Origin of the sequence: Kribbella italica (assembly GCF_014205135.1) — a bacterium.
GTDB lineage: Bacteria > Actinomycetota > Actinomycetes > Propionibacteriales > Kribbellaceae > Kribbella > Kribbella italica.
Map to the genome: position 1 here is coordinate 5,127,308 of NZ_JACHMY010000001.1, position 14,669 is coordinate 5,141,976.

The following is a 14,669-nucleotide window of genomic DNA, read 5'->3' on the forward strand; positions in this document are numbered from 1 at the left end:
GAATCCTCCAGGTTCGTCTCCGAACACTGGAGGATCGCCCCTCCCGATCGCGGGTCCCGCGCTGCTTGAGTTGCCGTCATGCACATCACCGTGCCGGCACGATCCGGCCGAGCCGTCGAGCTCAAACGCGGTACGTCGCTCCGGATCACCGACGTCGCCGGGCAACAGGTCGGCGACCTGTTCGCCTTCGCCGCCGACGAGTACCTGAGCGCGTCCCACACCCGGACGGCGACCAGCAGGCTGTTCCCCGCGATCGGCGAGGCGTTCGTGACGAACCGCCGCCGCCCGATCCTCACCCTGACCACCGACACGTCGCCCGGCGACCACGACCTGCTGATCGCCGCCTGCGACCCGGCCCGGTACGCCGCGCTCGGCGTACCGGATCATCCGTCCTGCGCGGAGAACCTGACCCGGGCGCTGGCGGGGCTGGGCTACACGACACCCGTCGTACCGCAGCCGGTGAACGTGTTCATGCGCGTCCCCGTCACGCCCGGCGGCGACCTGAAGTGGTTGCCCGCAGCAACATCAGCCGGTGACTCGATCACTTTTCGGGCCGAGCTCGACTGTGTCGTCGTGCTGTCGGCCTGCCCGCAGGACCTGACCGTGATCAACGGATCAGGCCCGACCGATCTCGCGCTCGACGTCCTGGAGGACCTTCGATGACTGCCCATCCCGCTCTGTCCCCAACGACTCTCGGCCCGCTCGGACTCCCGAACCGTCTGACCGTCGCACCGATGACCCGGACGTCGGCGACGCCCGACGGCGTACCGACCCTGGAGATGGCCGAGTACTACGCCGGCTTCGCGGCCGGCGGTTTCGGGCTGGTCGTCACCGAGGGCACCTACACGGATCCCCTGTACAGCCAGGCCTATCTCAACCAGCCAGGCCTCGTCACCGCCGCGCACGTGGAGGGCTGGCGCGAGGTGACGCACCAGGTCCACGCCAACGGCGGCCGGATCATCGCCCAGCTGATGCACGCCGGCGCGATCTCCCAGGGCAACCCGTACGCCGAGGGCACGGTCGGCCCGTCCGCGATCCAGCCGCTCGGCGAGATGATGCCCGACTACGGCGGCCGCGGCCCGTGGCCGGCCCCGCGCGAGCTGACGGCGGTCGACCTCGATCTGGTCGTCGAAGGTTTCGTGACGGCCGCGCTCAACGCTCTCGCCGCCGGGTTCGACGGCGTCGAACTGCACGGCGCGAACGGCTACCTGCTCGACCAGTTCCTCACCGACTACACCAACCAGCGCACCGACGCGTACGGCGGTTCGGTGTCCAACCGCGTCCGGCTGATCGCCCGGATCGCCGCCGCGGTGGTCGCCGCCGTCCCCGCGTCGTTCGTCGTCGGCGTTCGGCTGTCGCAGACCAAGGTGAACGACCTCGTGCACCGCTGGGCCGGTGGCGCCGCGGACGCCGCGGTGATCTTCCCGGCGGTGGCCGACGCCGGAGCGTCGTACCTGCACATCGCTAGCGAGGGGCGGAAGTGGATCGACACGGCCCGGCTCGCTGGAGGCCAGACCATCACCGGACTGGCTCGTCGGCTCACCGGCCTGCCCGTGATCGTCAACGGCGGCATGCACGACCCGGCCCAGGCCGCCCAGGTGCTGGACGACGGGCACGCCGACCTGCTGGCGATCGCCCGGGGAGCACTGGCCAACCCGGACCTGCCACGGCGCCTGGCTGAAGGCCGTGAGCTGGCAGCGTTCGACCGGACCATGCTGCACCCGGCGGTCACGCTGGCGAACGCCCAGGCGTGGCAGGCTGTCAGGTCATGACCTGGCACGACGGCGCGGCAGCGGTGGCAGCACTCACGTTCGACGTGGACGCGGAGTCCCCGGTGCTCGCACGGGGTGGGCACTACGCCGAGCACCTCACCACCATGTCGCACCAGTCGTACGGGCCGGACGTCGGCGTACCGAGGATCCTGGACCTGCTGGACGACCTGTCCGTACCGGCAACGTTCTTCGTCCCTGGCTGGGTAGCGGAGCAGCGGCCCGGGCTGGCGGCGTCGATCGTCGAGCGCGGGCACGAGGTGGCCCACCACTCGTACAGCCATCGTCCACCGACCTCACTGACGCCAGCTGAGGAGCGGGACGACTTCGAGCGGGCTCTGGCCGTGTTCGACGCGCAGGGCATCACCGTGAGCGGGCACCGGGCAGCGCTGTGGGAGGCGAGCCGGCAGACGCCCGCACTCGTGGCGGAGCACGGCCTGCTCTACGACTCGTCGCTGATGGGTGACGACCGGCCCTACCTGCTGGAGGCCGGCGGCGTGGTCGAACTGCCGGTGCACTGGTCTCTGGACGACTGGGAGCAGTACGCGTACCTGCCGGCTCCGGAGATCGGCTCGGTGATCGAGTCGCCGCGCAAGGTGCTGGAGCTGTGGAAGGCGGAACTGGACGGGATGCGCGTCTACCGCTGCCTGCTCATGCTGTGCCTGCACCCGTTCCTGTCCGGGCGGCCCGGCCGGCTGCTCGCACTGCGTGAGCTGATCGAGTACGCCTTGTCCTGTGGGGATGTGAGCTTCGCACAGTGCCGCGACCTCGCCGTACGGGCTGCTGCTGACGAGTCGCTGCCGGTCCGGCCGGTGTCGCTGCCGGTTGTCGACCCGGCGGTCTACCCCTGAGCCAGCTCGTCGGCCTCCAGGGCCAGGTAAAGGTCCACTCGGTCTTCGGTGCGGACGGCGTCGCGGCCAGTGAGCTCGGTGATCTTGCCCAGTCTGTTCCGCAGGGTGTTGACGTGGATGTAGAGGGCGGCGGCGGTTGCGGCGTACTGGCCGTCGTACTGGAGGAAGGCGCGGAGGGTGCTCTCCAGACCGGCGTCCCGCTTGCGGTCGTACTCGCGTAGTGGGCGGAGGACGCCGGCGGCGAAGCTGCGCAGGGTCTCGGGGTCTTGGAGGCCGAGCAGCACTCGGTGGGTGCCCAGCTCGTTGAAGGTGGCTACTGACTGGCCTGGGCGGCGTCTGAGCACCTGGCAGGCCTTGCGGGCCTGCACGAGTGGCTCACGCAGCAGGTGCGCTGTGGGAGCTGGTTCGCCGAGGCCGATCACGACGCGCTGGTCTGGGAAGCGCTTGGTGATGGCCTGGCGCAGCTCGTCCGCCAGCTCGCGCGTCTGCTGCTGGGGGCGCTGCAGTACGGCGACGACGTCCTGGCTGCCGCCGGCGACGACTACGGCGAGGCTCCGGTCGAGGAAGAAGGCTCCGACGGTCTCGGACAGGCCGGGCAGGGTCGCGTCGGGGTGTGCGAAGGCTGCGGCGAGGACCAGCAGTTCGCCGTACGGGTCTACGCCGAAGGCGCGCAGCCGGTCCGGGACCTCAGCGGCACGCTGCGCACCGGACAGGATCATGTCGAGCAGCTCGCTGGCGAACCGCAGCTCGATCGCCTGGACCGCCTGCTGCTTGGCCACCTCCAGGCTCAGGAACCGCGCGGCCTGGTCGAGTGCATCCTGCTCAGCCCGGCTCAGCTCGGTAACCGGCTTCAGGCAGAGCAGTGCGGCGTCGGTGTCACCCACAGCGCCGACCAGGAAGACTGTGGCCTTGCCCTGCTCTGCACCCAGGTCAATCTCCAGCGGCGGTGGGTGCCGGGCCAGGCCGTCAGCAGCCAGGCGCAGCTGCTCCGGCGACAGCGTCGTACCGGCTGAGGCCAGTGGACGCGCCATCCGGTCGACGACGGCCAGCGGCAGGTCGTGCTCTCTCCTGAGCACAGCCAGTACGCCGGACGCGCCGGCGCCGTGCGAGATCGCCTGCGCCAGCGCATCGCCTCGCCTGACCAGGTCGACCAGGGCTTCGCGGCGCTGATCGGCCTGGGTCGCGGAGGCTGCCTGGGTGACGGCCGTGAACGGCACGTCGATGGAGATCTGGAGCAGGGGGAGTCCGTACTCCTCGCAGGCCTCGATCAGGTCGTCGGGCGTTCGAGGGATCTCCGCGCGGAGGCCGAAGATGATGCCGGCGGCTCCTGCCCGGTGGACGGCCTCGACGAACGCACTCGGGGTCGTCCCGGGCAGCCAAAGGCCGTTGGTGAGGACGATCTCGCCCTCCCGCAGGTACGGCGAGGGGTCGGGGAGTTCGGTGTTGTGGACCCAGAGGGCTTCGCGGGTGAGCGCTCCGTCGGCTCCGGAGACGAGCAGGCCGAGCTCCAGCAGGTGGTCCTGCAGGAGCCCGGCCAGTGTCAGCACGGTCTGAATGTACCTACTGCTCAGTCCTTCTTTTCGGCTTCGTCGTCGGTGTCCTCGTCGACCTCGTCCGTGACCTCGTCGGCCTCGTCGTCGGTGTCGGCCTCGTCGGTGACCTCGATGATCGTGTCTTCCTCGTCCTCGTCGTCGAGGTCGGTGAAGCGCAGGCCCTCGAGCTCCGCGGCGCGCTCGGCGGCGCCGGTGGAACCGTCCTGGTCGGAACCGGCCGCGCGGTGGAACCAGATCAGCGCGTCCTCGTCCCGGCCGGCCTCGGCCAGCGCGTCGGCGTACGCGTACCGCAGGCGCGGCAGCCAGTCGGCGCGGGTGCGCTTGTTCAGCTCCGGTACGTCGAGGGTCTGGATCGCCGCAGCGGTCTGGCCCATGTCACGCCGGGCGCCGGCCGCCACGATCAGCATCTCGATCTGGGTGGACTCCTCGAGCTGCAGGACGATCGGCTCCCGCGACAGCGCGAGGGCCTTCTCCGGCCGGCCGAGCGCACGCTCGCAGTCGGCCATCATGGCCAGGACCTCGTGGTTGCCGGTCATCCGCCGTACCGCGCGGAATTCCGTCAGTGCCTCGTCGTAGTGCTCAGCCAGGTACGCCGTGATGGCGACTGCCTCGCGGACACCACCCAGGCGCGCGGCCAGCCGGCGCGCAACCCGGGCGTGCTGGTACGCCAGCTCGGGCTGGTCGTCCAGGAACTGTCCGGAGGCGACCAAGTGCTGGGCGACCAGGTCGGCCAGGCTGCGCGGCAACGACCGCAGCTCCGCCTTGACCCCACGGTCGAGCTCCGCACCGGTGATCCCAGCCGGAATCGCCGGGTCGTCGCGGCGCGGACCAGCCTTCTCCTCGTCACGCCGGTCGTCCCGCCGGTTGTCGCGGCCCCGGACGTCTCGCCGTCCCGCAACCCGCTCATCCCGCCGAGGCCCACCGGTCCCGCGCTGATCCCGCCCACCACGCTCTTCCCGCCGAGGCGCACCGCTACCCCGCTGGTCCCGCCCACCACGGTCATCCCGCTGGAACCCACCGGACCGCTCACCGCCCCGCGAGGCACCGCGATCGTCGCGCTGGTACCCACCGCTCCGCTCGCCACTACGCGCCGCACCGCGGTCGTCCCGCTGGAACCCACCAGAACGCTCACCACCACGCGAAGGCCCACGGTCGTCGCGCTGGTAACCGCCAGACCGCTCTCCACCGCGCGAAGGACCACGGTCGTCCCGCTGGAACCCTCCAGAACGCTCTCCACCGCGCGAACCGCCGCGATCGTCGCGCTGGTACCCGCCGGCACGCTCTCCACCGCGGTCGTCGCGCTGGTAACCGCCGGTCGGGCGCTCGGAGCGACCACCGGAACGGTCGTCGCGGCGGAAGCCGCCCTCACGGGCGCCTCCACGGTCGTCGCGCTGGTAACCGCCGCGGTCGTCCCGGGATGCACCCCGGTCGTCGCGGCCGCCTGCGCGGTACCCACCGCGGTCGTCTCTCGAGCCCCCGCGGTCGTCGCGCTGCCCTCCCCGCGGACCAGCCGGACCGTCTTCCCGGCGGTCGCGACGGAATCCGTCGTCGTCACGCCGGCCGCGGTACCCACCACGGTCGTCGCCACGCGAGTCACCGGAGAGCTGCCCCTTGAAGGGGTCGCGCTCAGCCTTGTCGTCCCCGCGGGATCCAGCGAAGCCTCGCCGGTTGTCACCGTCACGGGAAGGTCCACCGGTACGAGGAGCGCCTCCGCTGCGGGGAGCTCCACCCGTCCGAGGGGCGCCACCAGAACGCGGCGCACCACCACTACGCGGCCCACCAGCACGGGGACCGTCTCCACGGCCCGAGGCACCCCGGTAGCCGGAGCCACCGGAAGAGCCGGAACCGCTCGATCCTCCAGAGTTGCCGGCGCCGGACCGACCACGGCCAGTGGAGTCGGAACGCCCACCGCCTGCCCGACCGGGACGGCCGGCTCCACCGGACGAACCACGGCGATCACCCGAGCCGGGACGGGGGTTACGAGGTGGCGTAGCCACGGTGACTCCTAACGGTCGTGCGTAGGTGTTGCGCTCAGACAGACAAAAATACAGGGTCGTACGAACAGCATGCGCCCCCACAAAATGCTAAGGGCCACCCCGGTGTGGGGTGGCCCTTAACAGTGTGAATGTCCGGCGACGTCCTACTCTCCCACGACCTCCCGGTCGCAGTACCATCGGCGCTGAAGGGCTTAACTTCCAGGTTCGGAATGGAGACTGGGTGTTTCCCCGACGCTATGGTCACCGTAACTCTATAGAAATATCAACCAACCACACACTAGCCACATAACATCTGGCTGGGGTTGACCGTATTCCGGGAACCGTACAGTGAACGCGAACATTACTTACGCAGCATATCGTCTCGTGTATGACCACAAGTGTGGTGTTGAGACAAGCCCTCGGCCTATTAGTACCAGTCAGCTCCACACCTTACGGTGCTTCCACCTCTGGCCTATCAACCCAGTGGTCTACTGGGGGCCTTACCCGATTAACTCGGTGGGAGACCTCATCTTGAAGCGTGCTTCCCGCTTAGATGCTTTCAGCGGTTATCACTCCCGAACGTAGCCAACCAGCCGTGCTCCTGGCGGAACAACTGGCACACCAGAGGTTCGTCCACCCCGGTCCTCTCGTACTAGGGGCAGCCCTTCTCAAGTCTCCTGCGCGCGCAGCGGATAGGGACCGAACTGTCTCACGACGTTCTAAACCCAGCTCGCGTGCCGCTTTAATGGGCGAACAGCCCAACCCTTGGGACCTACTCCAGCCCCAGGATGCGACGAGCCGACATCGAGGTGCCAAACCATCCCGTCGATATGGACTCTTGGGGAAGATCAGCCTGTTATCCCCGGGGTACCTTTTATCCGTTGAGCGACGGTGCTCCCACATGCCACCGCCGGATCACTAGTTCCGACTTTCGTCCCTGCTCGACATGTCTGTCTCACAGTCAAGCTCCCTTGTGCACTTACACTCGACACCTGATTGCCAACCAGGCTGAGGGAACCTTTGAGCGCCTCCGTTACCTTTTAGGAGGCGACCGCCCCAGTCAAACTACCCACCAGGCACTGTCCCTGATCCAGATAATGGACCGAAGTTAGACAGCCAGAACAACCAGAGTGGTATTTCAACGATGACTCCACCCGAACTGGCGTCCGGATTTCACAGTCTCCCACCTATCCTACACAAGTTGTACCGACCACCAATACCAAGTTGTAGTAAAGGTCCCGGGGTCTTTCCGTCCTGCTGCGCGTAACGAGCATCTTTACTCGTAATGCAATTTCGCCGAGTCCATGGTTGAGACAGCGCCCAAGTCGTTACGCCATTCGTGCAGGTCGGAACTTACCCGACAAGGAATTTCGCTACCTTAGGATGGTTATAGTTACCACCGCCGTTTACTGGCGCTTAAGTTCAAAGCTTCGCCGGCCTAAACCAGCTAACCTGTCCCCTTAACGTTCCAGCACCGGGCAGGCGTCAGTCCGTATACATCGAATTACTTCTTCGCACGGACCTGTGTTTTTAGTAAACAGTCGCTTGGGCCTGGTCTCTGCGGCCATCAACGCTTCCACCAGCAAGTGGTGTAACGCATCCGGCCCCCCTTCTCCCGAAGTTACGGGGGCATTTTGCCGAGTTCCTTAACCATGGTTCACTCGATCGCCTTGGTATTCTCTACCTGATCACCTGTGTCGGTTTGGGGTACGGGCGGCTCTAACACTCACTACGAAGTTTTTCTTGGCAGCATGGGATCATCCACTTCCCCTGAACGGGTCCGCCTCGGTTCTCAGGCTCAATGAGACACGGATTTGCCTATGCCTCGCCCTACCACCTTGCCCGCGGATCAGCTTGCGCCTACCATCGCCGCGGATGGACTGCCCTCCTGCGTCACTCCTTAGTGCACCTAATACCACCTCGGGTCGAAAGATCCGCCAATCCGTCCGAAGACATCATGGTTTCTCGTTCTTAGCATCAGTGACCTCGGTCGGGTCGTGTTAATGCCGGTACGGGAATATCAACCCGTTGTCCATCGACTACGCCTGTCGGCCTCGCCTTAGGTCCCGACTTACCCAGGGCAGATTAGCTTGACCCTGGAACCCTTGATCATTCGGCGGACGGGTTTCTCACCCGTCATTCGCTACTCATGCCTGCATTCTCACTCGTGCAGCATCCACAACTAGATCACTCTGCTGCTTCACACGCTGCACGACGCTCCCCTACCCATCCACACACCTGGACCAGAACAAGTTCTGGCCGAGTACTAATATGAATGCCACAGCTTCGGCGGATTGCTTGAGCCCCGCTACATTGTCGGCGCGGAATCACTTGACCAGTGAGCTATTACGCACTCTTTCAAGGGTGGCTGCTTCTAAGCCAACCTCCTGGTTGTCTGGGCAACTCCACATCCTTTTCCACTTAGCAATCGCTTAGGGGCCTTAGCTGGTGATCTGGGCTGTTTCCCTCTCGACTACGGAGCTTATCCCCCGCAGTCTCACTGCCGCGCTCTCACTTACCGGCATTCGGAGTTTGGCTGATTTCGGTAAGCCGGTAAGCCCCCTAGACCATCCAGTGCTCTACCTCCGGTAAGAAACACGCGACGCTGCACCTATATGCATTTCGGGGAGAACCAGCTATCACGGAGTTTGATTGGCCTTTCACCCCTATCCACAGGTCATCCCCCAGGTTTTCAACCCTGGTGGGTTCGGTCCTCCACGCGGTCTTACCCGCGCTTCAACCTGCCCATGGATAGATCACTCCGCTTCGGGTCTAGAGCATGCGACTAAAGCGCCCTATTCAGACTCGCTTTCGCTACGGCTACCCCACACGGGTTAACCTCGCCACACACCACTAACTCGCAGGCTCATTCTTCAAAAGGCACGCCGTCACACCCACACAAGGTGAGCGCTCCGACGGATTGTAGGCAACCGGTTTCAGGTACTATTTCACTCCCCTCCCGGGGTACTTTTCATCTTTCCCTCACGGTACTAGTCCGCTATCGGTCACCAAGAAGTATTTAGGCTTAGCGGGTGGTCCCGCCAGATTCACACGGAATTTCAAGAGTTCCGTGCTACTCGGGAAAACACTCGGAAGTCACTGTCTTACGCCTACGGGGCCATTACCCACTACGGCCCGGCATTCCAACCGGTTCGGCTTCAACAACGATTTATAACTCCCCGACACCACGGCATTAGTGTCTGAATGCTCCCACAACCCCACATACGCAACGCACGCCGGCTATCACACGCACATGGTTTAGCCTCATCCGCTTTCGCTCGCCACTACTCACGGAATCACTATTGTTTTCTCTTCCTGCGGGTACTGAGATGTTTCACTTCCCCGCGTTCCCTCCAGAACCCTATGTGTTCAGGAACTGGTAACTGGCTTTAGAATGCCAGCTGGGTTTCCCCATTCGGACACCCCCGGATCACAGCTTGGTTGCCAACTCCCCGGGGCTTATCGCAGGCTCCAACGTCCTTCATCGGCTCTTGGTGCCTAGACATCCACCGATTGCCCTTAGTAGCTTGTCACACATACATAAGGAACAATACATTGCTACAAAAGATGCTCGCGTCCACTATACAGTTCTCAAAATACGGGCAGGAACACCAGCCCTTGTCCACCACTACCCTCGGAAAGCATCCCTTCAGGGGGAACAACACACCCTTCGAAACACCATCACCAGGAGTTTGGTGAGAGCCGGCCCCAGCCACACACCCACACCAGAATCCAGTAAAGGACCCCAGTGCAGAAGCGGCCTAGAAAAACCGAACCAGGAATCCGCAAAGATTCCAACAGCCCGATCCCTCAGGACCCAACAGCGCGCCTCGATGATTCACTCGACCACATCCACGTTCCACACTCACAAGTGAGTAGTACTGGTATCAGCAGTTCCGCTGCACATCTAATGGTCAATGTTCCACATTCCGAAGCACCGCTGCCCAAGAACATTCGTCTTGGAAACAGCGAATGGGCGACCACTCTTACGAGTTGATCGCCGAATGCTCCTTAGAAAGGAGGTGATCCAGCCGCACCTTCCGGTACGGCTACCTTGTTACGACTTCGTCCTAATCGCCAGCCCCACCTTCGACGGCTCCCTCCACAAGGGTTAGGCCACCGGCTTCGGGTGTTGCCGACTTTCATGACGTGACGGGCGGTGTGTACAAGGCCCGGGAACGTATTCACCGCAGCGTTGCTGATCTGCGATTACTAGCGACTCCGACTTCATGGGGTCGAGTTGCAGACCCCAATCCGAACTGAGACCGGCTTTTTGGGATTCGCTCCACCTTGCGGTTTCGCAGCCCTTTGTACCGGCCATTGTAGCATGCGTGAAGCCCTGGACATAAGGGGCATGATGACTTGACGTCATCCCCACCTTCCTCCGAGTTGACCCCGGCAGTCTCCTATGAGTCCCCACCATAACGTGCTGGCAACATAGGACGAGGGTTGCGCTCGTTGCGGGACTTAACCCAACATCTCACGACACGAGCTGACGACAGCCATGCACCACCTGTATAGGACCCTTACGGACCCCCCATCTCTGGAGGATTTCCCTATATGTCAAACCCAGGTAAGGTTCTTCGCGTTGCATCGAATTAATCCGCATGCTCCGCCGCTTGTGCGGGCCCCCGTCAATTCCTTTGAGTTTTAGCCTTGCGGCCGTACTCCCCAGGCGGGGCGCTTAATGCGTTAGCTGCGGCACGGAGGACGTGGAATGTCCCCCACACCTAGCGCCCAACGTTTACGGCGTGGACTACCAGGGTATCTAATCCTGTTCGCTACCCACGCTTTCGCTCCTCAGCGTCAGGTAAGGCCCAGAGAGCCGCCTTCGCCACCGGTGTTCTTCCTGATATCTGCGCATTCCACCGCTACACCAGGAGTTCCGCTCTCCCCTGCCTACCTCTAGTCTGCCCGTATCGGAAGCAGGCTCGGAGTTAAGCTCCGAGTTTTCACTCCCGACGTGACGAACCGCCTACGAGCCCTTTACGCCCAATAATTCCGGACAACGCTCGGACCCTACGTATTACCGCGGCTGCTGGCACGTAGTTGGCCGGTCCTTCTTCTGCAGGTACCGTCACTCTCGCTTCGTCCCTGCTGAAAGAGGTTTACAACCCGAAGGCCGTCATCCCTCACGCGGCGTTGCTGCGTCAGGCTTTCGCCCATTGCGCAATATTCCCCACTGCTGCCTCCCGTAGGAGTCTGGGCCGTGTCTCAGTCCCAGTGTGGCCGGTCGCCCTCTCAGGCCGGCTACCCGTCGACGCCTTGGTAGGCCATTACCCCACCAACAAGCTGATAGGCCGCGAGCCCATCCCCAACCGCCAGAACTTTCAACCCCAAACCATGAAGAATGGAGTGATATCCGGTATTAGACCCCGTTTCCGAGGCTTATCCCGAAGTTGAGGGTAGGTTGCTCACGTGTTACTCACCCGTTCGCCGCTCGTGTACCCCCGAAGGGGCCTTACCGCTCGACTTGCATGTGTTAAGCACGCCGCCAGCGTTCGTCCTGAGCCAGGATCAAACTCTCCGTTGAAATCTATATATCCACCACGGCGAACCATGGAGAACAGACAAAACAGAAAACGATCCAATGCAATCAGAAACAAATCAAACTGACTTGAATCCAGAAAAATTACAAAGGAATCCAATCACAAAACCATCGAGCAAGCCCGATGATCCGTGAATGGGGGTTAATGCTAAATTTCGGCATTGACTTTCGGCACGCTGTTGAGTTCTCAAGAATCGGGCACACACCGCGTCCATGACCTTCCAGCCAGGACTCCGGGGCAACCTGCGTTACTTTACCGGATCAGATCCACCGAGTCAAGACCCGATTTTTTCTGTCCGCCTCCCGCGCCAGATCCGCCGACCCGAGTCCGAAGACGCGTATCGACTGCGCTAACTTTGGGGGGTTCGGAGCGACCGGCCGCTTTCGCGTCCCGCGCCTCGCTCCAACAAGAAGAACAGTACGTGGCTGCGAGGTGGCCGGTCAAATCGGCGTCCGGTGGGCAGCATCACAACGGTGTAATTTGCCTCCGGCATCGGCTCCGTGGGATATGTCAGCCGGCCAGAACCCCTGCGAACGAACGCTTCCCGCGCCGCAGCACCAGCGCGCCACCCGGCAGCAGGTCGTCGGCCGTCGGCACGTACTCGGCGTCGCTGACCTTCTCGTTGTTCAGGTACGCGCCACCTTCGGACACCGTCCTCCGCGCGGCCGACTTGCTCGCCACCAGGCCGGACTGCACCAGCAGGTCCGTCACCGTCGGCATGGCCGCGGCCGACACCTCGGTGTGCGGCGCCTCGCGAAGCGCTGCGATCAGCGTCTCCCCGTCGAGCTCCCGCAGATCCGACTGCCCGAACAGCGCCTTCGCGGCCAGTTGCACGTGCGCCGTGTCCGCGGCACCGTGCACCAGCGTCGTCACGTCCTCGGCCAGCACCCGCTGCGCTTCCCGGGCGTGCGGCCGGTCGGCAGTCGCCTTCTCCAGCTCAGCGATCTCGTCCGCCGTACGGAAGGTGTAGTACCGGACCAGCTGCATCACGTCGCGGTCGTCGGTGTTGAACCAGAACTGATAGAACGCGTACGGCGACGTCAGCTCCCGGTCCAGCCACACGGTCCCCGACTCGGTCTTGCCGAACTTGGTCCCGTCCGCCTTCGTCACCAGCGGAGTTGCCAGCGCGTGCGCCTTGCCCGACTCCGTACGCCGGATCAGCTCGACCCCGGCCGTCAGGTTCCCCCACTGGTCACTGCCACCGGTCTGCAGGGTGCACCCGTACCGCCGGTAGAGCTCCAGGTAGTCCAGCGACTGCAGCAGGACGTAGCTGAACTCGGTGTAGCTGATCCCCTGCTCGAGCCTGGCCTTCACCACCTCCCGGCCGAGCATCCGATTCACCGGGAAGTGCTTGCCGATGTCCCGGAGGAAGTCGAGCGTGTTGAGGTCCTTGGTCCAGTCGTAGTTGTTCACCATCCGCGCCGGGTTCGGCAGCGACGTGTCGAAGTCCAGGAACCGCTCCACCTGGCTCCGGACCCGCTCCACCCACTGCTGGACGACGTCCTTCGGGTTCAGCACCCGCTCGGAGGTCTCCTTGGGGTCACCGATCAGTCCGGTGGCTCCACCGACCAGGCCGATCGGGTTGTGCCCGGCCAGCTGGAGCCGGCGCAGCGTCAGCAGCTGCAGCAGGTTGCCCATGTGCAGACTCGGCGCGGTCGGGTCGAAACCGACGTACGAGGTGATCGGTCCCTCGGCCATCGTGGCGCGCAGCGCGTCCGGATCGGTCGAGTGCGCGATCAGGCCGCGGCTGTCCAGGTCGTCGAGCACCTGCGTGCGGGCTGCGCTGTCGGTCACTGTCGGTTCTCTCCTCGGGTACGTCGGAACACGCCCAAGCCTGCCAGGCGCGACCGCGCCGAGCGCGAGCGGACCGCCTACATGGCCTCCGGCCGGGACAGTACGGCGCGCAACTGCGCGACCAGAGCGTGGCCGTCCGGCCCGTGCACCGTGGCGGCGGTCGGGCGCTGCGGGTCGTGAGCACCCGGGTCCGGGTTGGGCACCGGGAGACCATGCGACAGCACCTGCTCAGCCGGGGTCAGCTGGCGGATACCGATCGCCCGGACGTGGTCCGGGTGGGTCTGCGCGAAGTCGCCGTACAGCTGCGGGTCGTGCTGGCCGTCGTCACCGACCAGGACCCAGCGGACCGCCGGGAACTCCTTGGCCAGCCGGCGCAGCGCGGTGCGCTTGTGCTCCTGCCCGCTGCGGAACCAGCCCGTGTTGGTCGGCCCCCAGTCGGTCATCAGCAGCGGGCCGGCCGGGTACCCGTGACGGGCCAGGAAGCGGGTCAGCGTCGGCGCCGTGTTCCAGGCGCCGGTCGACAGGTAGAAGATCGGCGCACCCGGCTGGTCGGTCAGCAGCTCGGCGTACATCTCGGCCATGCCCGGTACGACGCGGCGCGCCTGCTCGTCGCGGACGAACGTGTTCCACGCGGCGATCAGCGGTCGCGGCAGCATCGTCAGCATCACCGTGTCGTCGATGTCGCTGACCAGGCCGAAGGTGGCATCCGGGTCGGGCACGTACACCTTGCCGCGCGCCTGCCGCTCGCCGTGCACGCCGAGACTGATCTCGTGCCAGCCCGGAGGCAGCACCACCGGTACGGCGAGGTCGACGAAGCCGCCGCGGTCGGTCACCGCGTCGAAGCTCTCGCCGGCGACCGTGACCGACACCTTGACCTTGGTGGCCGGTGCGGTGACGAACATCTTCCAGCCGCGCACCACCTGGTCCTCGTCGTACCGGGGCTGGTTGCGGGGGTCGCGGCTGAGCACGACGCGCGCGAGCACGCGGACGTACTCGGAGTTGCCGTAGCCGACGTGCGGGATGATCCGCTCCCGCCAGCCACGCCGGCGCAGGAGCGCGCCGATCCCGAGGTTGAACCAGTCCTCCAGCCGGGAGGAGTAGTGCGGACGGGCCATGCTCCGAACCTACCCGTCCACGGGGCCCGTACGCCTGCCGGGACGACTGTCGGTGCAGACCT

General features: G+C 64.8%; 7 protein-coding genes and 3 rRNA genes. 3 read left to right on the forward strand and 7 right to left on the reverse strand.

The genetic code is table 11. The annotated features are described in order from the left end of the window. Positions 1-78 precede the first annotated feature (78 nt). From HDA39_RS23830 to HDA39_RS23840, 3 genes are read left to right on the forward strand one after another with little or no spacing between them, the layout of a single operon-like run. On the forward strand, positions 79-663 hold the full coding sequence (locus tag HDA39_RS23830) for a DUF1989 domain-containing protein (protein WP_184798582.1): 585 nt from the start codon (positions 79-81) through the stop codon (positions 661-663). Beyond that, on the forward strand, positions 660-1,772 hold the full coding sequence (locus tag HDA39_RS23835) for an oxidoreductase (protein ID WP_184798584.1): 1,113 nt from the start codon (positions 660-662) through the stop codon (positions 1,770-1,772). The genes HDA39_RS23830 and HDA39_RS23835 overlap by 4 nt, the downstream gene beginning before the upstream one ends. Continuing rightward, complete coding sequence (locus tag HDA39_RS23840; protein WP_184798587.1) at positions 1,769-2,620, forward strand: polysaccharide deacetylase family protein; 852 nt, start codon at positions 1,769-1,771, stop codon at positions 2,618-2,620. Before HDA39_RS23835 ends, HDA39_RS23840 begins: the two co-directional genes overlap by 4 nt. Here HDA39_RS23840 and HDA39_RS23845 read toward each other — a convergent pair. From HDA39_RS23845 to HDA39_RS23875, 7 genes are all read right to left on the reverse strand, one after another. After that, entirely contained in the window at positions 2,611-4,167 is a 1,557-nt protein-coding gene (locus tag HDA39_RS23845) for a PucR family transcriptional regulator ligand-binding domain-containing protein (RefSeq protein WP_184798589.1), read from the reverse strand. The genes HDA39_RS23840 and HDA39_RS23845 overlap by 10 nt on opposite strands. 20 nt (positions 4,168-4,187) lie before the next feature. After that, complete coding sequence (locus tag HDA39_RS23850; protein WP_184798591.1) at positions 4,188-4,919, reverse strand: tetratricopeptide repeat protein; 732 nt, start codon at positions 4,917-4,919, stop codon at positions 4,188-4,190. 1,381 nt (positions 4,920-6,300) lie between these two features. Then, a 5S ribosomal RNA gene (rrf, locus tag HDA39_RS23855) occupies positions 6,301-6,418 on the reverse strand. Positions 6,419-6,556: 138 nt separating this feature from the next. After that, a 23S ribosomal RNA gene (locus HDA39_RS23860) occupies positions 6,557-9,682 on the reverse strand. A gap of 482 nt (positions 9,683-10,164) precedes the next feature. After that, a 16S ribosomal RNA gene (locus HDA39_RS23865) occupies positions 10,165-11,682 on the reverse strand. Together the 16S, 23S and 5S rRNA genes form the textbook arrangement of a ribosomal RNA operon. 526 nt (positions 11,683-12,208) lie before the next feature. Then, complete coding sequence (gene tyrS, locus HDA39_RS23870) at positions 12,209-13,492, reverse strand: tyrosine--tRNA ligase (RefSeq protein WP_184798593.1); 1,284 nt, start codon at positions 13,490-13,492, stop codon at positions 12,209-12,211. Between the two features lie 77 nt (positions 13,493-13,569). Continuing rightward, positions 13,570-14,607: an App1 family protein gene (locus HDA39_RS23875; RefSeq protein WP_184798595.1), complete on the reverse strand. Its 1,038-nt coding sequence runs from the start codon at positions 14,605-14,607 to the stop codon at positions 13,570-13,572. Positions 14,608-14,669 lie beyond the last annotated feature (62 nt).

Coding starts and splice junctions, on each gene's coding strand:
- HDA39_RS23875 (WP_184798595.1), bottom strand. CDS start 14,607: ATGGCCCGTCCGCACTACTCCTCCCGGCTGGAGGACTGGTTCAACCTC.
- HDA39_RS23840 (WP_184798587.1), top strand. CDS start 1,769: ATGACCTGGCACGACGGCGCGGCAGCGGTGGCAGCACTCACGTTCGAC.
- HDA39_RS23830 (WP_184798582.1), top strand. CDS start 79: ATGCACATCACCGTGCCGGCACGATCCGGCCGAGCCGTCGAGCTCAAA.
- HDA39_RS23835 (WP_184798584.1), top strand. CDS start 660: ATGACTGCCCATCCCGCTCTGTCCCCAACGACTCTCGGCCCGCTCGGA.